A 16142-nucleotide genomic window follows, 5' to 3' on the forward strand; every position below is an offset into this window, starting at 1 on the left:
CGCTTGCGATAAGACGGGACTCGATCCCAAGGACACAATTGCCGATCATGACCATTTCCAATTCCGTGCCGATCACTCCTGAACTCATTGCCGCGCACGGGCTGAAGCCCGACGAGTACCAGCGCATCCTCGACCTGGTCGGGCGCGAACCGAGCTTTACCGAACTTGGTATTTTTTCGGCGATGTGGAACGAGCATTGTTCCTACAAATCCTCGAAGAAGTGGCTGCGCACGCTGCCGACCACCGGGCCGCAAGTCATCCAGGGCCCGGGCGAGAATGCCGGCGTGGTCGACATCGGCGACGGCGACTGCGTCGTCTTCAAGATGGAGAGCCATAACCACCCCTCCTATATCGAGCCCTATCAGGGAGCTGCGACCGGCGTCGGCGGCATCCTGCGCGATGTCTTCACCATGGGCGCGCGGCCGGTCGCGGCGATGAACGCGCTGCGCTTCGGCGCGCCGGACCATCCCAAAACCAGGCACCTCGTTGCCGGTGTCGTTTCCGGCGTCGGCGGCTATGGCAATTCCTTCGGCGTGCCGACGGTCGGCGGCGAGATCAATTTCGACGCCCGCTACAATGGCAACATCCTGGTCAATGCCTTTGCGGCGGGGCTTGCCAAGACTGATGCGATCTTCCTGTCGGAAGCCAAGGGTGTTGGCCTGCCGGTGGTCTATCTCGGCGCCAAGACCGGGCGCGACGGTGTCGGCGGCGCCACCATGGCCTCGGCCGAGTTCGACGACAAGATCGACGAGAAGCGGCCCACCGTGCAGGTTGGCGATCCGTTCACCGAAAAATGCCTGCTCGAAGCCTGCCTCGAACTGATGGCGTCCGGCGCCGTTATCGCCATCCAGGACATGGGTGCCGCCGGCCTCACCTGCTCGGCGGTCGAGATGGGCGCCAAGGGCGACCTCGGCATCGAGCTCGATCTCGACAAGGTGCCGGTGCGTGAAGAGCGCATGAGCGCCTATGAGATGATGCTTTCGGAGAGCCAGGAGCGCATGCTGATGGTGCTGCGCCCCGAAAAGGAAAAACAGGCCGAGGCGATTTTCCACAAATGGGGCCTCGACTTTGCCATCGTCGGCAAGACCACCGACGATCTGCGCTTCCGCGTGCTGCACCAGGGCGACGAGGTCGCCAACCTGCCGATCAAGGATCTCGGCGATCAAGCGCCGGAATATGACCGTCCCTGGGTCGATCCGAAGAAGCCGGCGCCGCTGGCCGGCGATGCACCTCAAGCCGATGTGGCTGACGCACTGCTCAAGCTGCTGAGCGGACCGGACCTTTCCTCGCGCCGCTGGGTCTGGGAGCAGTACGACACGCTGATCCAGGGTAATTCCCTGCAGCTTCCCGGCGGCGACGCCGGTGTCGTGCGCGTCGATGGCCACCCGACCAAGGCGCTCGCCTTCTCCTCCGACGTGACGCCGCGCTATTGCGAGGCCGACCCTTACGAGGGCGGCAAGCAGGCGGTTGCCGAATGCTGGCGCAATCTTACCGCCACCGGCGCTCTGCCGCTCGCGGCCACCGACAACCTCAATTTCGGCAATCCGGAACGGCCGGAGATCATGGGCCAGCTGGTTGGTGCTGTGAAAGGCATCGGCGATGCCTGCCGGGCGCTTGGCTTTCCGATCGTCTCCGGCAACGTCTCCCTCTATAATGAGACCAACGGACAGGGCATCCTGCCGACACCAACCATCGGCGGCGTCGGTCTGATTGCCGACTGGTCGAAAATGGTGCGCATCGGCTTTGCCGCCGAAGGCCAGATGATCGTGCTGGTCGGCGCGCCGACGATATGGGGCTCGCATCTTGGCCAGTCGGTCTATATGCGCGACATCTTTGGCCGCGCCGACGGCCCGCCGCCGCCGGTCGATCTCGGCCACGAGAAGCGGGTCGGCGACCATGTGCGGGCACTGATCGCCTCCGGTGTCGTTACCGCGGCGCATGACGTTTCCGATGGCGGCATCGCGGTAGCGCTGGCCGAGATGGCGATGGCCTCCGGCATCGGCGCGACCATCCCCGGCCTGATCGGCACAGATCCAATCCCCGTCTGGTTCGGCGAGGACCAGGGCCGCTATCTCTTGACGCTGTCGATCGACCCGCAGAGCGAGCAATGGGACGCCATTCGCGAACAACAAAACAAGCTCGGCGTTTTTGCGCCGTGGATCGGCTCGACCGGCGGCAGCGACCTGAAGCTGGGCGAGGCGCGTGCGATACCGGTCAGCGAATTGACCGCCGCCCACGAATCCTGGTTCCCTCGCTTCATGGCAAATGAGGTCGTGGACCCGTGATGTGATCGAGTGGGCCGTTTCGCTGTGGTTCATCCGCCATTTCGACCATATCTATGAGATCACGACCTGAACAAGGAATCCTCATATGGCAATGGACGCCCACGACATCGAACGGCTGATCAAGGAAGGCATTCCCGACGCCAAGGTGACGATTCGCGACCTGGCCGGCGACGGCGACCATTATGCGGCTGAGGTTGTGGCCGAAAGCTTTCGCGGGAAAAGCCGGGTCCAGCAGCACCAGATGGTCTATGACGCGCTGAAGGGCAATATGGGCGGCGTGTTGCACGCGCTTGCCCTGCAGACCAGCGTGCCGGACTAATTCTACGCAAGCGGGAAGTCATGGCCAAAGGCGACAGCGATCCGGTTGCAGTCAGTGCCTATGCTTCCTTCGCCGAGCGCTATGACGCGCTGGCGCCGATCAAGCCGCACAACGCCCTTTATGAACGGCCAGCCTCGCTGGAGTTGCTGGGCGACGTGACGGGTCTGAACATACTGGACGCCGGTTGCGGCTCCGGTATCTGCTCGGAAAAGCTGGCTGGCTCAGGTGCGCGGGTAAGTGCCTTCGACATTACGCCGGAAATGCTGGCTCTGGCACGTCAGCGATGCGCTGGGCTCGATGTCGATATCCGGCTTGGCAACCTCGAAAGGGCTCTCGACTGGCTCGCGGATGGCAGTTTCGACCGAATACTTTGCTCGCTGGCGCTCGACTATGTCGAAAAACTGGAGCCGGTATTCGCTGAGTTTCATCGCGTGGCCTGCCCGGGCGGCTGGCTGGTGTTCTCTATGGGCCATCCAATGCGCGACTGGCAGGACACGCGCACGCGCGGGACGAAAACCTATTTTGAAACGAATCGCTGGGGCATGTATTGGGGAGGTTTTGGGGAGCCCAAGCCCTATGTCGAATCCTATCGCAGGCCGCTCGGCGATATCCTCAACGGGCTTGCCGACACAGGCTGGACGCTCGATCGTTTCGTCGAGCCGGTTCCCGCGCCCGAGATGGAAATGGTCGACTCCAGGCATTTTGCCGAACTGAGTTTGGCGCCGGCATTCATATGCGTACGTGCGCATAAATAAATTCACCTTTTCGCCGACACGGCGATGATCGGCCCGACCGGATAGCTTCCACCCACAATCATCCGCTCGCCGTTCGACAGCGCCGAAACGACCCCGTCGAAGAAAAGCGCGTTGGGACAATTGAGCGCATCTCGAAACAGTCGCGCGAAGCTGCCGAGGCTGACCTCAGAGCGCGAGATCGCCAGCACGACAGTGTTTTCGTCACGCACGCCGATGCCATTGCGGATATAGCGCGATGTGCCGTTTTGCTCGAAGCGGGGATGAAGCCGGCCGTCGATCACCAGCATCGGGCCGGATTGCGTGGCAAACATCACGTCCAGTCTGGTCGCAGCATAGGCGCTTGTCTCCATGACCGCCGCCTTGCCGTCCTTCCGGACCAGGAAGACGCCATTCGGTTTCAGGAAGAAATTCCCTTCGCTGTCGGCGACGTTGATCGGCGCCTTCTCCCGGCCGTCTTCGACGAGAAGGCCGACCGGAGTCAGGTCTTGGTGATACATGCCGGCGTTCATGGCGAGCAGCACCGGCCGGCCATGATCCGCCATCGCCTTGTCGAATTTGTCCAGTGAACCGAAAGCCTTGCCGTCAAGGCCTGCATGGAACACACCGATGTCATAGTGGCGCAGATCGATTTCGCAGACGACATAGGCGACCGCCTCGAAGCTCGCGTCGCGGCACGGCGCCGGTAATTCACCGCCGACGACGAGAGATGGCTGTCTCGGCGACCTGGCCCACCAGATCAAGGACAGTGCGGCGAACAGAACGGCGAGGAGGAACCCGGCGAGATATCGTCTTTTCATCGCGCCTCGGGAAAGATGGTGGCCAACGCTCTTGGCCCAAGATCAGACGTTCCTTTGCGCCATTTGCATGGCAAGGCGGCAAACATCTTGTTTCGCGCAACCCATGGGTTTATTTGAAGGGTAATGTTCGAGCCTGACTCCCACAGGCATGAAAGGGTATTCCATGAGCGGCATCAACGACTACATCGACAATGAAGTGAAGGGCAACGACGTCGTTCTCTTCATGAAGGGCACGCCCGGCTTCCCGCAATGCGGATTTTCCGGCCAGGTCGTGCAGATCCTCGACTATATCGGCGCCGACTATAAGGGCGTCGACGTGCTGACGTCGGCCGAACTGCGGCAAGGCATCAAGGACTATTCTAACTGGCCGACCATCCCGCAGCTCTACGTCAAGGGCGAGTTCGTCGGCGGCTGCGACATCATCCGCGAGATGTTCCAGGCGGGCGAATTGCAGACCTTCCTCGTCGAAAAGGGCGTCAGCGTCAAAGGCGCCGCCTGACTTCTGTTTCTGCGTATGACCTTCCGCCTGCGATTTTCGGGGGTCATGCGCTAAGCGCCGGGGCAGCCCCCACCTTGGCAAAAAGTTCTGCCCGCTATCGGGCAATCAACGAATGGATGCGTCGGCCAGCCGGCGCATTTTCGTTTGAGGATCGGACTGGCCTTGGATCAGCAAGCACAAGCGCAGCAAAAGGCAAGCACCTTGCCCATTCCGCGCTGGGAATTCATTGCGCTGTGCGCGGCGCTGATGGCGCTCAATTCGCTGGCAATCGACATTATTTTGCCGGCGCTGCAGCAGATCGGCGCTTCGCTTGGCATCGAAAATGAAAACCACCGGCAATATGTTGTCACCGCCTATATCCTTGGCTTTGGCGGCGGACAGCTGTTCTTCGGGCCGATCTCGGACCGCTTCGGGCGCCGCGCGCCGCTTGTCGCAGGGCTGGTGATCTACGTCCTGGCGGCCGGCGCTGCGGCAATCGCCCCGTCATTCGCCACGCTTCTGCTATGCCGGGCGGTGCAAGGCATCGGCGCGGCGGCGACGCGCGTCATTGCCGTCTCGATCGTGCGCGATACGTTCGACGGAAGGCGCATGGCCGAAGTCATGTCCTTGATCTTCATGGTGTTCATGGCCATTCCGGTGGTGGCGCCCGGTATCGGCCAGTTCATCATGCTGTTTGCGACCTGGCATGTGATCTTCGTCACCATGGCAGCCGGCGCGCTGATCGTGTCCGCCTGGTCGCTGCTGCGCCTGCCCGAGACACTACACCCCGAATATCGCCGGCCGCTGACGCTGTCCTCCATCATCGGCGGCTTCCGCATCGTTCTCACCAACCGCATCGCGCTCTGCTATGCCTTCGCCAGCACCTTCATCTTCGGCGCCATGTTCGGCTTCATCGCCTCGGCCCAGCAGATCTATGTCAGCGTGTTCAATGTCGGCGAGATGTTCCCCGTCATCTTCGCGGGGGTTGCCGGCGTACTTGCTTTTTCGAACTACCTCAACTCGCGCCTCGTCGGCCGCATCGGCATGCGCCGTCTGTCGCAAAGCGCGCTGCTGCTGTTTCTGGCCATCAGCCTTGCCTGGCTGGTCGTTTCCATCGAAATAAAGATGCCGCTCTGGCTCTTCATTACCTTCTTTGCCTGCGCCATGGTCCCGTTCGGCGCGCTTGGCGCGAACTTCAACGCGCTTGCCATGGAGCCGCTGGGGCACCTGGCCGGCACTGCATCGTCGATCCTTGGGTTCATGCAGACATTTCTTGGCGGCATTCTCGGCACGCTGATCGGCCAAGCCTTCAACGGCACGGTGACGCCGCTGGCCGCCGGGTTCTGCAGCGTGTCGGTGGCGGCGCTGCTGATGATCCTGCTGGCCGAGCGCGGCAGACTGTTCCAGCCGCATAACCCGCCGGTTTAATGCACATTGCCGGGCGCGCGTAGGATGCACCCTCACTGACCGCGGTGAAGCGGGGGAACAGCGTACGTCCTGCGATTGCTCCACCCATACTGTCCGAAACGGGCAGTGGAAGAGCCTTGTCGAGCGCCTCGAGGACGGAAGCCACGAAGGCCCGATTGAGCGGACCATCGTCCCCTAGATGGGAGTAAGTGGCGCGCGGCTTGCCGATAAGCGTGCCGTTTCGGCGAATTGAGAACTGCAGCGTCAGGGTCATGCCCGCGGTTCCGGGCGGCGGCTTCCAACAGGCGAAGATCGCGGAGAACATCTCGTCTATGGTGTCGACGGAGTCGGGACTGCGACATGCGCGTTCCCCAGCGCTTGCTTCATTGACACCGGCAACCAAGGCAAGGGCAAAGGCCGTTGCAACAATTGCGGACCGAGGTTTCATTCGAGGTCTCCGGTTTCGCACAGGATTGGACAACTTTGGCAGCGAAGAGTTATTCCGCCCAGAGCTCGCGGCGCAGCTCCCGCCAGCTCTCCCGGTCCGGCGCGACCAGCAGGCCACCTCCGACATGCGACGGCAGATAGGCGCTGCCGTCGAAGCGCGCGGCATGGCCGCCCGCCTCCGCATGGATCAGCACGCCAGGCAGGTGATCCCAGGGCATCAGCTTGTTGTAGACGACGAAATGGCCGTGGCCGCTGGCCAGCAGGCGGTATTCGTGGGCGGCGCAGCGATAATTGAACTGCGATAGCGACTTGGTCTGGTTGCGCGCCAAACGTGAGCGGTCCGGCTCGGGCACATAGTGCCATGAGACCGCACCGGTCATTTCCGACATCGGCGCGGGTTTGGCGACATGGACCTTTTCCAGATTGCCATGGGCATGGCGGATATGGCTGCCGGCGCCACTAACGCCGATCAGCCAATCCTTGCCGACGGGATCGTGAATGATGCCGACGACCGTCTCGCCCTTGACCACGACGCCAAGCATGACGCCGAAAAGCGGCACGCCGGAGGCGAAGTTGAAGGTGCCGTCGACCGGGTCGATGACGAAGGCGAGTTCGGCATCGCCGAGACCGTCGAGCAGCGTCAGGTCGTCGGAGCAGGCCTCCTCGCCGACGATCATTGCGTGGGGATAACGCTGGCGCAGCCTGGCGGTGATGAGCCGTTCGGCATTGACGTCGGCCTCGGTGACGAGATCGGCGGCCGAGGTCTTGCGACGGACGTCGCCCTCGCTCAACCGGCGAAAGCGCGGCATGATCTCGGCGACGGCGACTTCCGACAGAAGGTCGGCAAGCCAGTCGATCGCGCTGTCGTCAAACGTCATCGGGACGCCTGGTGGTGAGGGTTTCGTTGAGGGCGGCGAAATCGAACAGTTTCCTGTCGAGCAGATGTGAACGCCGCACATTGGTCATGGCGCGGATCATCGTGTCCTTGCGGCCGGGCATGCGCTTCTCGATGTCGTCGAGCATCGCCTTCATGGCGTTGCGCTGCAGGCCTTCCTGGCTACCGCACAGATCGCACGGAATGATCGGGAATTTCATGGCGCCGGCGAATTTCTCGAGATCCGCTTCCGCACAATAGGCGAGCGGCCGCAGCACCATGACATCGCCTTCGTCATTGAGCAGCTTCGGCGGCATGGCGGCGAGGCGTCCGCCATGGAACAGGTTCATGAAGAAGGTTTCCAGTATGTCCTCGCGGTGATGACCGAGCACCAGCGCCGAGCAGCCCTCCTCGCGGGCAATGCGATAGAGATGGCCGCGCCGTAGCCGCGAGCACAGCGAGCAATAGGTGCTGCCCTCGGCCAGCTTGTCGGTGACCACCGAATAGGTGTCCTGATATTCGATGCGATGCGGAATGGCATGGCTGTCGAGATAGTCGGGCAATATGTGCTTGGGAAAGTTCGGCTGGCCCTGGTCGAGATTGCAGGCCAACAGCTCGACCGGCAGCAGCCCGCGCCATTTGAGATCGAGCAGCACGGCAAGCAGGCCGTAGGAATCCTTGCCGCCCGACAGAGCGATCAGCCAACGGTCGCCGGGCCTCACCATGGCGAAATCGTCGATCGCCTGGCGGGCAAGCCGCAACAGCCGCTTGCGCAGCTTGTTGAACTCGACGGAGGACGGCACATCGGCAAACAGCGGATGAAAGCCGCCTTCGGTGTCGGCGACCGGTTCGAGTGTTTCGGCGTCTGGCAGCATATTCATGGCGCGTCGGCCCCAAGATCCTGTTGCCGCCCGCAGTAGCGCATCGGACCGAAAACCGAAATCGATTTCGGAATCACGCCGCGGAAAAGGAAACGAAAAAAGAAAAGGCCGCCTCGACGGGCGGCCTTCGATTGTATCGCGACGAACGCGCCGATCAGCGCGAATAGAATTCGACGACCAGGTTCGGTTCCATCTGCACGGCAAACGGAACGTCCGCCAGGCCGGGGATGCGCGTGAAAGCCGCGGTCATCTTGTTGTGATCGGCCTCGATGTAATCGGGCACGTCGCGCTCGGCCAGGCCCACCGATTCCAGCACGATGACCAGCTGCTTCGACTTCTCGCGCACTTCGATGACATCGCCCGGCTTGCAGCGGTACGAGCCGATGTTGACGCGCTTGCCGTTGACGTTGACGTGGCCATGATTGACGAACTGGCGCGCCGCAAAGATGGTCGGCACGAACTTGGCGCGGTAGACGACTGCGTCGAGGCGCGATTCGAGCAGGCCGATCAGGTTCTCCGAGGTGTCGCCCTTGCGGCGGTCCGCCTCTTCATAGACCTTGCGGAACTGCTTTTCCGACACGTCGCCATAGTGGCCCTTCAGCTTCTGCTTGGCGCGCAGCTGCAGGCCGAAATCGGAAAGCTTGCCTTTGCGACGCTGGCCATGCTGGCCGGGGCCGTATTCACGCTTGTTGACCGGGGACTTCGGGCGGCCCCAGATGTTTTCGCCAAGACGGCGGTCGATCTTGTACTTCGCGGATTCGCGCTTGCTCATCGCATTCCCTTTCAAAACAATGCACCCGGAACCTCATGGTCCGGGTGAAGGAAACGCGCCCTCCTCTGGCCTCCGTTTTCGAGACCTGACAGGGTTTTCCACGCAACGCGACGGAAAACCCACGGGACACGTCATTTCAAACAAGACATAGGGAAAGTAAAACCGGCTTCCCAAACGCCTCGCACACATAAAGAAAACCACCGGGCATTGCGGCCCGGTGTTGGTGGGCTGGTTAAACGGAGATTTAACCGCTGTCAAGCTTCTGGCTGGCGCGAATCGCCGAACCGGATAGTGTTACGGTTGTAGAACATGCCGGATGTGGCGGGAGGTTGCGCCAGCGGCATCAGGAAGGGACTGAAGTCAGAGGAGCTGGAATTCGCAATGAAGAAGTTCTTCCTTACGTTGGTAGGCGCCGCGGTGATGGCCGGCACGATGGCGGTCGCGCCCGAGCCGGCGCAGGCCCGGCATTGGCATGGGCACAGGCATCACCAGGTCTGCCGCATCGTGGTCAAGAAGAAGGTGGTGTGGCGCCACGGTCATCGCAAGGTGATCCGCTACAAAGTGCGGCGCTGCGGGTGGGGCTGGAACTGGTAATTTTCGTCCTCGCCCGTAGAGACTTCATGGCCCGCGGCTCAGCCGCGGGCCTTTTATTGACCGGCATCCGCCGTCAGAATGGCCAGTCGATCAGTGTTTCGACTTCTTTTCCGGCAGGCCCTTGCGCTTGGTCTCGGCGAATTCCTCGAGCTGTTTTTCGCTCATGGATTTATACATTCCCTTCGACGCGCCTTTGAGCGCGCCCTTCTTGGTCTCGCCGCGCTTGGCTGACAATGCCGCGCCGGCCGCTTTCTGCTGGGCTTTTGAGGTGGCTGGCATGATGGTTTCTCCCGTTTCCAATGAGAGGAAAACGCATTGTCCGGTGTGATGTTCCCAAAGCGAAAATTGCCTGCGGTCAGGATATCGTCAGGCCAAATCCCTGCATCAGCCGGCGCGTCGGAAAATCGGCGCTGTTCGAGGTGAAGAATGCAAGGTCGGCGCCTTCCGGCAGTGCCTCTCTGCGATAGCGTGCCTCGGTATCGGCAAGCAGCGACAGCGCGCGGCGTGCGATCGCCTCGGCCGGGTCGAGCCAGTCGACCGGCCACGGTGCTGTCTTGCGCATGCGGTTGGCCAAAAACGGATAATGCGTGCAGGCAAGCACGACGATGTCGGTGCGCAGCCCGTCATGCTCGACGAAGCACGGCGCGATCTCGGCGCGCACGGCGTCCTCGTCAACAAAACCGTCGCGCATATAGGCTTCGGCCAATGCAGCCAGCCTGTCGCTGCCGACCAGGCGGACATGGCATTTCTGCGCCCATTTGCTGATCAGGTCGCGCGTGTACTGGCGCTTGACGGTGCCGGGCGTCGCCAGAACCGAAACCAGGCCCGAGCGCGTGCGTTCCGCCGCCGGCTTGATGGCCGGCACGGTGCCGACGAAAGGGTGGCCGGGAAACCTCTCGCGCAAGGCATCGATGACCAGTGTCGAGGCGGTGTTGCAGGCGATGACCGAAATGGCCGGCGAAAACCGGTCGAGCAGCCTGGCGAACAACTCCAGGATATGTGTTCTCAGCGCCGGCTCCTCCCAGCCGCCGAAGGGGAACGCCGCGTCGTCGGCGACATAGATGAAGCGGCGGTCAGGCATCAGCACGCGCGCCTCACGCAGCACGGTGAGGCCGCCAATGCCGGAATCGAACATCAGGATCGGACGGGCGCTCGATGGATCGGTCATTGTCATTGAGTCACTAAGGGCTGGGAATCACTAAGGGCTGGGAATCACAAACGAGATCACGAGGGAGGCCCGGCCCATGCTTTCTGCTTCGGCCAATGATGCTTTATCCCGGCCGCTTCTATGTGGAACCATCATGGCCTTGATGCGGCGAGCCGGTCACACAAGGCCGCGCTTGCCGAAGCCGCCGGGCCGCGGCCGGCCGTTCGCCGGAGATGCAGGTTGAGATGCAGGGTGGTTCGACGGCACCGGCGCGGCCCGCGTGGCGTAGGCTGGAGCCTGGGCCGTCACGCCGGCGACTGACTCTGAATAGGGCGCCCCGCGACCGCGCAGCGGCCCGGGCGGGTCGAAATCGTCGAAACTCAGGGATGACGCCATATCCGAAGAGCCGCCACCCGCCGGCTTGCCCGCCAAGATGACGGCCCACAGCCCGACAAGAGCTAATCCCAGCAGGTTAAGGCCGGAATGCGAATCTTCGCCGTCGAATTTTACGACAAGAACAGTACCGGCCTGCAGGATCGCGAACAGCGTCGAGAACACGATATACGACCAAAGGATCCAACCCGACCCTTGCGCGTCGCGGCTTCGACGCCAGGCGAAATTCGCGCGGAACAGAACGATCACCAGCGAGGTAACGAGAACAGCCGCGGCCAGCCCTTCCCTGGAAGGACCGGGTTTCGAATTGGCCAAACCCTCGAAGCCGACGGTCCCCACGACGCACAGCACAAAGGTCACGATTTCCGCAACCAGCAAGGCCGCGGAATAGAAGAAAAAGCGAAGACGCCCGATATTTGAATTGAACATCGAAAGGATCCATCGTTTTCCAGACAATGGATCACACCAAATAACATTCGGTTACTGGTGAGGTATGGGCAGTTCCGAGGCTAGTCTTTGTCTTTCGCCCTCGCAGCGCGTGCCGCGGCCGCCGGGAGCCGCCTTGGATCGTCGCCGGGCGATCCGTCGCCGCGCGGCATGGCCGGCGAGAACCTGTCCAGCGATGATATGATGCCGCGCAGCACCTTGAGCTCCGGCTCAGCAAAGCCGGGGCGGGTCAGCACTGCACGCAAATTGTCGACCATCTTCGGCTTCTTCGCTGCCGGGCGGAAATAGCCGCGCGCCTCCAGTGCACCTTCCAGATACGCAAACAGGCCGTGCAATTCTTCCTTGGCAGCCGGCGGCATTTCGGGGCCGGAGAAGTTGGTCCTGGTCTCGTCTTCCAGGCCGGACTTCATCCATTCATAGGACATCAGCAGGGCAGCCTGGGCGATGTTGAGCGAGGAGAAGGCTGGATCGACGGGGAAAGTGACGATCTCGTCGGCAAGGCCGACCTCGTCATTATAGAGGCCGAAGCGCTCGCGGCCGAACAGGATGCCGGTGCGCTGGCCGGCCCGCTGCCGCGCGCGCAGCGCCCTGCCCGCCTCGACCGGACCGCGCACCGGCTTGAAATTGTCGCGCGCGCGCGCCGTGGTGGCGAAGACGAAGTTCAAATCGGCAATCGCCGAGGCGAGGTCATCGAACACCGTGACTGCATCGATGACGTGGTCGGCGCGGCTTGCGGCGGCACGCGCCTTCTCGCTCGGCCAGCCGTCGCGCGGATTGACGAGCCGCAGCTCGGTAAGGCCGAAATTGGCCATGGCGCGCGCAACCATGCCGATATTCTCGCCGAGCTGCGGCTCGACCAGGATGATCGCCGGTCCGGACGCTGGAGTTCCGGAGGCAAGAGGGGTGGCGGGATCCTGGGTAGCGGCCATGGTTGTCAGTGAACTGCTGTTTGCGGCATTTCGCAGTCCCCTGCCACATTTGGCGGCGAAAATGAAGCTTTCGCAAGGAATGCCGACACTACGGCGCGGTTCGCCGTTTGCGCGGCCAAAAAGCCTTTGATATACGGGCCGCATCCCAGGGCCGGCAGCCGTGCGGGCAAGGCCGTTCCGTTCCCCAAAAGTGAGGCATTCTTTCCATGGCGAAGATCAAGGTGGCGAACCCGGTCGTCGAACTCGACGGCGACGAGATGACCCGCATCATCTGGCAGTTCATCAAGGACAAGCTGATCCACCCTTATCTCGACCTCAAGCTCGAATATTACGACCTCGGCATCGAGCACCGCGACGCCACCAACGACCAGGTGACCATCGATTCGGCCAATGCCATCAAGAAATACGGCGTCGGCGTGAAATGCGCGACGATCACGCCCGACGAGCAGCGCGTCGAGGAATTCAAGCTGAAAAAGATGTGGAAGTCGCCGAACGGCACCATCCGCAACATCCTCGGCGGCACCATCTTTCGCGAGCCGATCATCATGAAGAACGTGCCGCGGCTGGTGCCCGGCTGGACCAAGCCGATCATCGTCGGCCGCCACGCCTTCGGCGACCAGTACCGCGCCACCGACTTCCGCTTCCCCGGCAAGGGCAAGCTGACAATCAAATTCGTCGGCGAGGACGGCCAGGTGATCGAGCACGATGTGTTCGACGCACCCGGCGCCGGCGTCGCCATGGCCATGTACAATCTCGACGAATCGATCCGCGAATTCGCCCGCGCCTCCCTGAACTATGGGCTGCTGCGCAATTACCCCGTCTACCTCTCGACCAAGAACACCATCCTCAAAGCCTATGACGGCCGCTTCAAGGACATCTTCCAGGAGGTCTACGAGGCGGAGTTCGAAGCAGAATTCAAAGCGAAGAAACTCTGGTACGAGCACCGGCTGATCGACGACATGGTGGCCTCCAGCCTGAAATGGTCGGGTGGCTATGTCTGGGCCTGCAAGAATTATGACGGCGACGTGCAGTCCGACACGGTGGCGCAAGGCTTCGGCTCGCTCGGCCTGATGACCTCGGTGCTGATGACGCCGGACGGCAAGACCGTCGAGGCGGAAGCCGCGCACGGCACCGTCACCCGCCACTATCGCCAGCACCAGAAGGGCGAGGAGACCTCGACCAATTCGATCGCCTCGATCTTTGCCTGGACGCGCGGCCTCGCGCACCGCGCCAAGCTCGACGACAATGCCGAACTGAGGCGCTTTGCCGAGACGCTGGAAAGGGTCTGCATCCAGACGGTCGAGTCCGGCTTCATGACCAAGGACCTGTCGCTGCTGATCGGCCCCGACCAGCCATGGCTTTCGACCACCGGCTTCCTCGACAAGATCGACGAGAATTTGCAGAAAGCGATGGCCTGAGCCCAACCGGCATGGGCAAGCCCGTCGTCTACGGCGCGGACTACAGCGTCTATGTGCGCATCGTGCGGCTGGTGCTGGAGGAAAAGGGCGTCGGCTACGAGCTCGTGCCCGTCGACATCTTTGCCGCGGACGGCATTCCCGGCTGGTATTTCGAGCACCAGCCGTTCGGCCGCATCCCGGCCTTCGAGCATGACGGCTTTCGCCTCTACGAGACCGGCGCGATTGCCCGTTATGTCGACGAAGCCTTTGGCGGCCCGGCGCTGCAACCGGTCGAAGCCCGGCCTCGAGCACGCATGAACCAGATCACCGGCCTGCTCGACGCCTATGCCTACAGGACCATGGTCTGGGATGTCGCTGTCGAGCGGCTGGAAACAACGCCGCCCGACGAAGCGGTGATCGCCAACGGGTTGCGGCAGGCAAGAACGGCATTGCAGGCGCTCTCCTCGCTGAAAGCTGAAGGGCCTTGGCTGTTGGGAACGGACCTGACGCTGGCCGACCTGCACGCCGCAGCGATCATCGGCTATTTCGTCAAGGTCGCCGAGGGACAAGCCCTGCTGGCCGAGTTTGCCGAGATCCAGAATTGGTGGACCCGCATTGCGGCGCGTGCGAGCGTTGCCGGCAGGCTGACTTAACTCTCGAGCGCATTCATGGCCAACTCTCACCAGGACGCACTGACGGTGGCCAGAATAGTCAGAGTCAACCACGCCGGCGAGTACGGCGCGATCAGAATCTATTCGGCACAGATTCTTGTCGCGAAGCGTTTCTGGCCGGACTGCGTGCCGTCTTTGTCGGAGATGCTTGGGCACGAGCGCACCCATTGCGCGTCTTTCCATGCAGCCATGCCACTGCGAAATTCCCGACCGTGTCGCGTGATGCAATTCTGGAGCTGGGGCAGGCTGGCTGCTGGGTTTCCTCACTGCCCTGCTCGGCCCGCAAGGCGTCTGGGCCTGCACCGCAGCTGTCGAAGCGGCGGTGCACCGCCATCTCGATGATCAGCTGTTCTTTCTCACCGGACGCGATCACGAGTTGCACGGCATCATCCTGTCCATCCGCGAAGAAGAGCTTGCCCATCTCCGTCACGCCGAAGAGCAGCTGACCTCGCCTGGACCGTTGCTGAACCGCCTGCGCGCAGCGATCTCCGTTACCACCGACTGCCTGATTTGGCTGTCGACCTGGGGGACTCGACGCGAATGACGCGTGCCCTGAAGGCATCAAGGCATCTCTGATGAGCGCTATGCCGTTCTAGCGCCGCCCCTTTGGGGCCACTGCCCTGCGCCATCGGGCCGCCGCCGGGCCCAAACGCCATACCGTGATCTGGACACCTGGCTCAGGCGAAGCAGCCACCGAATTGGCAAGCCGCTCAATCGGGAAGGTAGATCTCCGCCTTCATGAAGGTCTTCGCACGGCCTGTGATCAGCACGCGATCTCCGGCCAGTTCGCATAGCAAATGCCCGCCGCGCTGCGAGCATTGGAATGCCGACAGATGCGTCTTGCCGAGTTTTTCAGCCCAATAAGGCACCAGCGTCGCATGAATGGAGCCGGTTACCGGATCCTCGGGAATGCCCGCCCCGGGCACGAAGTAACGGGAGACGAAATCGTGGGCTCGCCCAGGCGCGGTAATGACCAGGCCGAGAGGATGAAAACGTCCGATCCTGAGCAGATCGGGAACGAAAGATCGGACGGTTGTCTCGTCGGCAAGCTCGACAAACAGGTTCTCGAAATTGCGGAAGCTCGCAACCGGCCGCTGAGGCAATATCGCTTGCAGCGCCGAGTTCAGCTCTTCCTCGACGGGCTGCGGCGGAAAACAAGGCAGATCGAGCTGATAGCCCCCTTCCCACCGGGAAACCCGCAGCTCGCCGACCCGGGTGGCGAAGGCCATTTCGCCCTGACCATTGTATTCCGTAGCCAGCACATGGGCGGCCGCAAGAGTGGCGTGGCCGCAGAAGTCGACTTCGTGGACCGGCGTGAACCAGCGCAAATCCCAACCTTTGCCATTCGGCCGCACAAACGCGGTTTCAGCAAGATTGTTTTCGTTGGCGATGGCCTGCATTACCTGCTCCGACAGCCATTCCTCTAAAAGGAGAACGGCGGCAGGGTTACCCTGGAAGGCCCGTTCGGCAAAGGCATCGACCTGATACATCGTCAGCGTCGGCATATCGGCCCTCAGAGATATCCGCTGGGCGGCGCGCCATTTCGGCC

The 16142-nt window shown here is 62.2% G+C and carries 20 protein-coding genes; 10 read left to right on the forward strand and 10 right to left on the reverse strand.

The annotated features are described in order from the left end of the window. The first annotated feature begins 47 nt into the window (after positions 1-47). From purL to NKH30_RS17255, 3 genes are all read left to right on the forward strand, one after another. Positions 48-2285, forward strand: coding sequence for a phosphoribosylformylglycinamidine synthase subunit PurL (gene purL, locus NKH30_RS17245; RefSeq protein ID WP_352996287.1), 2238 nt, complete (start codon positions 48-50; stop codon positions 2283-2285). An 85-nt stretch (positions 2286-2370) separates the two neighbouring features. Further along, the gene (locus NKH30_RS17250) at positions 2371-2604 is read left to right on the forward strand and encodes a BolA/IbaG family iron-sulfur metabolism protein (RefSeq protein ID WP_023674714.1); all 234 of its coding nucleotides are present in this window, start codon (positions 2371-2373) and stop codon (positions 2602-2604) included. A gap of 20 nt (positions 2605-2624) precedes the next feature. Next, positions 2625-3359, forward strand: coding sequence for a class I SAM-dependent methyltransferase (locus NKH30_RS17255; protein ID WP_352541435.1), 735 nt, complete (start codon positions 2625-2627; stop codon positions 3357-3359). A 2-nt stretch (positions 3360-3361) separates the two neighbouring features. Here the strand turns inward: NKH30_RS17255 and NKH30_RS17260 are convergent, their stop codons facing one another. Beyond that, entirely contained in the window at positions 3362-4156 is a 795-nt protein-coding gene (locus NKH30_RS17260; RefSeq protein ID WP_352474643.1) for a phosphodiester glycosidase family protein, read from the reverse strand. Between the two features lie 163 nt (positions 4157-4319). Between NKH30_RS17260 and grxD the strand changes: the two genes are divergently transcribed. Then, on the forward strand, positions 4320-4655 hold the full coding sequence (grxD, locus tag NKH30_RS17265; protein ID WP_023674712.1) for a Grx4 family monothiol glutaredoxin: 336 nt from the start codon (positions 4320-4322) through the stop codon (positions 4653-4655). Positions 4656-4862: 207 nt separating this feature from the next. Then, positions 4863-6062: a multidrug effflux MFS transporter gene (locus NKH30_RS17270; RefSeq protein WP_502893744.1), complete on the forward strand. Its 1200-nt coding sequence runs from the start codon at positions 4863-4865 to the stop codon at positions 6060-6062. On the opposite strand, the gene NKH30_RS33165 is transcribed toward NKH30_RS17270, so the two are convergent. From NKH30_RS33165 to rpsD, 4 genes are all read right to left on the reverse strand, one after another. Continuing rightward, on the reverse strand, positions 5944-6654 hold the full coding sequence (locus NKH30_RS33165; protein ID WP_502911478.1) for a UCP034077 family protein: 711 nt from the start codon (positions 6652-6654) through the stop codon (positions 5944-5946). The genes NKH30_RS17270 and NKH30_RS33165 overlap by 119 nt on opposite strands. Then, positions 6539-7366 carry an inositol monophosphatase family protein gene (locus NKH30_RS17275; protein ID WP_352681933.1) on the reverse strand — a complete coding sequence of 276 codons (828 nt, stop codon included), beginning with the start codon at positions 7364-7366 and terminating at the stop codon, positions 6539-6541. The genes NKH30_RS33165 and NKH30_RS17275 overlap by 116 nt, the downstream gene beginning before the upstream one ends. Continuing rightward, positions 7356-8243, reverse strand: coding sequence for a tRNA 2-thiocytidine(32) synthetase TtcA (gene ttcA / locus NKH30_RS17280; RefSeq protein WP_352996290.1), 888 nt, complete (start codon positions 8241-8243; stop codon positions 7356-7358). The genes NKH30_RS17275 and ttcA overlap by 11 nt, the downstream gene beginning before the upstream one ends. A gap of 154 nt (positions 8244-8397) precedes the next feature. Next, complete coding sequence (rpsD, locus tag NKH30_RS17285; protein ID WP_023717376.1) at positions 8398-9015, reverse strand: 30S ribosomal protein S4; 618 nt, start codon at positions 9013-9015, stop codon at positions 8398-8400. Between the two features lie 381 nt (positions 9016-9396). Between rpsD and NKH30_RS17290 the strand changes: the two genes are divergently transcribed. Then, a complete protein-coding gene (locus NKH30_RS17290) occupies positions 9397-9609 on the forward strand; it encodes a hypothetical protein (protein WP_023674706.1) in 213 nt (70 codons plus the stop codon). A 90-nt stretch (positions 9610-9699) separates the two neighbouring features. Here the strand turns inward: NKH30_RS17290 and NKH30_RS17295 are convergent, their stop codons facing one another. From NKH30_RS17295 to NKH30_RS17310, 4 genes are all read right to left on the reverse strand, one after another. Further along, on the reverse strand, positions 9700-9888 hold the full coding sequence (locus NKH30_RS17295; RefSeq protein ID WP_023674705.1) for a DUF3008 family protein: 189 nt from the start codon (positions 9886-9888) through the stop codon (positions 9700-9702). 76 nt (positions 9889-9964) lie between these two features. Beyond that, positions 9965-10777 carry a glutamate racemase gene (gene murI / locus NKH30_RS17300; RefSeq protein WP_352996292.1) on the reverse strand — a complete coding sequence of 271 codons (813 nt, stop codon included), beginning with the start codon at positions 10775-10777 and terminating at the stop codon, positions 9965-9967. 156 nt (positions 10778-10933) lie between these two features. Next, positions 10934-11578 carry a DUF805 domain-containing protein gene (locus NKH30_RS17305; protein WP_352996294.1) on the reverse strand — a complete coding sequence of 215 codons (645 nt, stop codon included), beginning with the start codon at positions 11576-11578 and terminating at the stop codon, positions 10934-10936. Between the two features lie 80 nt (positions 11579-11658). Beyond that, entirely contained in the window at positions 11659-12525 is an 867-nt protein-coding gene (locus tag NKH30_RS17310; RefSeq protein ID WP_352501579.1) for an RNA methyltransferase, read from the reverse strand. Positions 12526-12731: 206 nt separating this feature from the next. Between NKH30_RS17310 and NKH30_RS17315 the strand changes: the two genes are divergently transcribed. The 4 genes from NKH30_RS17315 to NKH30_RS33175 are packed head-to-tail and all read left to right on the forward strand — an operon-like array spanning position 12732 to position 15137. Continuing rightward, a complete protein-coding gene (locus NKH30_RS17315; protein WP_292659842.1) occupies positions 12732-13943 on the forward strand; it encodes an NADP-dependent isocitrate dehydrogenase in 1212 nt (403 codons plus the stop codon). A gap of 11 nt (positions 13944-13954) precedes the next feature. After that, entirely contained in the window at positions 13955-14575 is a 621-nt protein-coding gene (locus tag NKH30_RS17320) for a glutathione S-transferase family protein (RefSeq protein WP_352996296.1), read from the forward strand. 15 nt (positions 14576-14590) lie between these two features. Further along, entirely contained in the window at positions 14591-14935 is a 345-nt protein-coding gene (locus tag NKH30_RS33170) for a demethoxyubiquinone hydroxylase family protein (protein WP_502911479.1), read from the forward strand. Further along, positions 14865-15137 (forward strand): demethoxyubiquinone hydroxylase family protein, encoded by a 273-nt coding sequence (locus tag NKH30_RS33175; protein WP_502911480.1) that lies wholly within the window; start codon positions 14865-14867, stop codon positions 15135-15137. The genes NKH30_RS33170 and NKH30_RS33175 overlap by 71 nt, the downstream gene beginning before the upstream one ends. Positions 15138-15303: 166 nt before the next feature. Here the strand turns inward: NKH30_RS33175 and NKH30_RS17330 are convergent, their stop codons facing one another. Next, positions 15304-16098 carry a PhzF family phenazine biosynthesis protein gene (locus NKH30_RS17330; protein WP_352745700.1) on the reverse strand — a complete coding sequence of 265 codons (795 nt, stop codon included), beginning with the start codon at positions 16096-16098 and terminating at the stop codon, positions 15304-15306. Between the last annotated feature and the right edge of the window lie 44 nt (positions 16099-16142).

This window comes from Mesorhizobium sp. M1273 (genome assembly GCF_040318195.1).
Classification (GTDB): domain Bacteria; phylum Pseudomonadota; class Alphaproteobacteria; order Rhizobiales; family Rhizobiaceae; genus Mesorhizobium.

What these genes read in the sequence shown, in the direction of transcription:
- purL (WP_352996287.1), top strand. Translation starts at nt 48, where the DNA reads ATGACCATTTCCAATTCCGTGCCGATCACTCCTGAACTCATTGCCGCG.
- NKH30_RS17250 (WP_023674714.1), top strand. Translation starts at nt 2,371, where the DNA reads ATGGCAATGGACGCCCACGACATCGAACGGCTGATCAAGGAAGGCATT.
- NKH30_RS17255 (WP_352541435.1), top strand. Translation starts at nt 2,625, where the DNA reads ATGGCCAAAGGCGACAGCGATCCGGTTGCAGTCAGTGCCTATGCTTCC.
- NKH30_RS17260 (WP_352474643.1), bottom strand. Translation starts at nt 4,156, where the DNA reads ATGAAAAGACGATATCTCGCCGGGTTCCTCCTCGCCGTTCTGTTCGCC.
- grxD (WP_023674712.1), top strand. Translation starts at nt 4,320, where the DNA reads ATGAGCGGCATCAACGACTACATCGACAATGAAGTGAAGGGCAACGAC.
- NKH30_RS33165 (WP_502911478.1), bottom strand. Translation starts at nt 6,654, where the DNA reads ATGCCGCGCGCTTCGACGGCAGCGCCTATCTGCCGTCGCATGTCGGAG.
- NKH30_RS17275 (WP_352681933.1), bottom strand. Translation starts at nt 7,366, where the DNA reads ATGACGTTTGACGACAGCGCGATCGACTGGCTTGCCGACCTTCTGTCG.
- ttcA (WP_352996290.1), bottom strand. Translation starts at nt 8,243, where the DNA reads ATGAATATGCTGCCAGACGCCGAAACACTCGAACCGGTCGCCGACACC.
- rpsD (WP_023717376.1), bottom strand. Translation starts at nt 9,015, where the DNA reads ATGAGCAAGCGCGAATCCGCGAAGTACAAGATCGACCGCCGTCTTGGC.
- NKH30_RS17290 (WP_023674706.1), top strand. Translation starts at nt 9,397, where the DNA reads ATGAAGAAGTTCTTCCTTACGTTGGTAGGCGCCGCGGTGATGGCCGGC.
- NKH30_RS17295 (WP_023674705.1), bottom strand. Translation starts at nt 9,888, where the DNA reads ATGCCAGCCACCTCAAAAGCCCAGCAGAAAGCGGCCGGCGCGGCATTG.
- murI (WP_352996292.1), bottom strand. Translation starts at nt 10,777, where the DNA reads ATGACCGATCCATCGAGCGCCCGTCCGATCCTGATGTTCGATTCCGGC.
- NKH30_RS17305 (WP_352996294.1), bottom strand. Translation starts at nt 11,578, where the DNA reads ATGTTCAATTCAAATATCGGGCGTCTTCGCTTTTTCTTCTATTCCGCG.
- NKH30_RS17310 (WP_352501579.1), bottom strand. Translation starts at nt 12,525, where the DNA reads ATGGCCGCTACCCAGGATCCCGCCACCCCTCTTGCCTCCGGAACTCCA.
- NKH30_RS17315 (WP_292659842.1), top strand. Translation starts at nt 12,732, where the DNA reads ATGGCGAAGATCAAGGTGGCGAACCCGGTCGTCGAACTCGACGGCGAC.
- NKH30_RS17320 (WP_352996296.1), top strand. Translation starts at nt 13,955, where the DNA reads ATGGGCAAGCCCGTCGTCTACGGCGCGGACTACAGCGTCTATGTGCGC.
- NKH30_RS33170 (WP_502911479.1), top strand. Translation starts at nt 14,591, where the DNA reads ATGGCCAACTCTCACCAGGACGCACTGACGGTGGCCAGAATAGTCAGA.
- NKH30_RS17330 (WP_352745700.1), bottom strand. Translation starts at nt 16,098, where the DNA reads ATGCCGACGCTGACGATGTATCAGGTCGATGCCTTTGCCGAACGGGCC.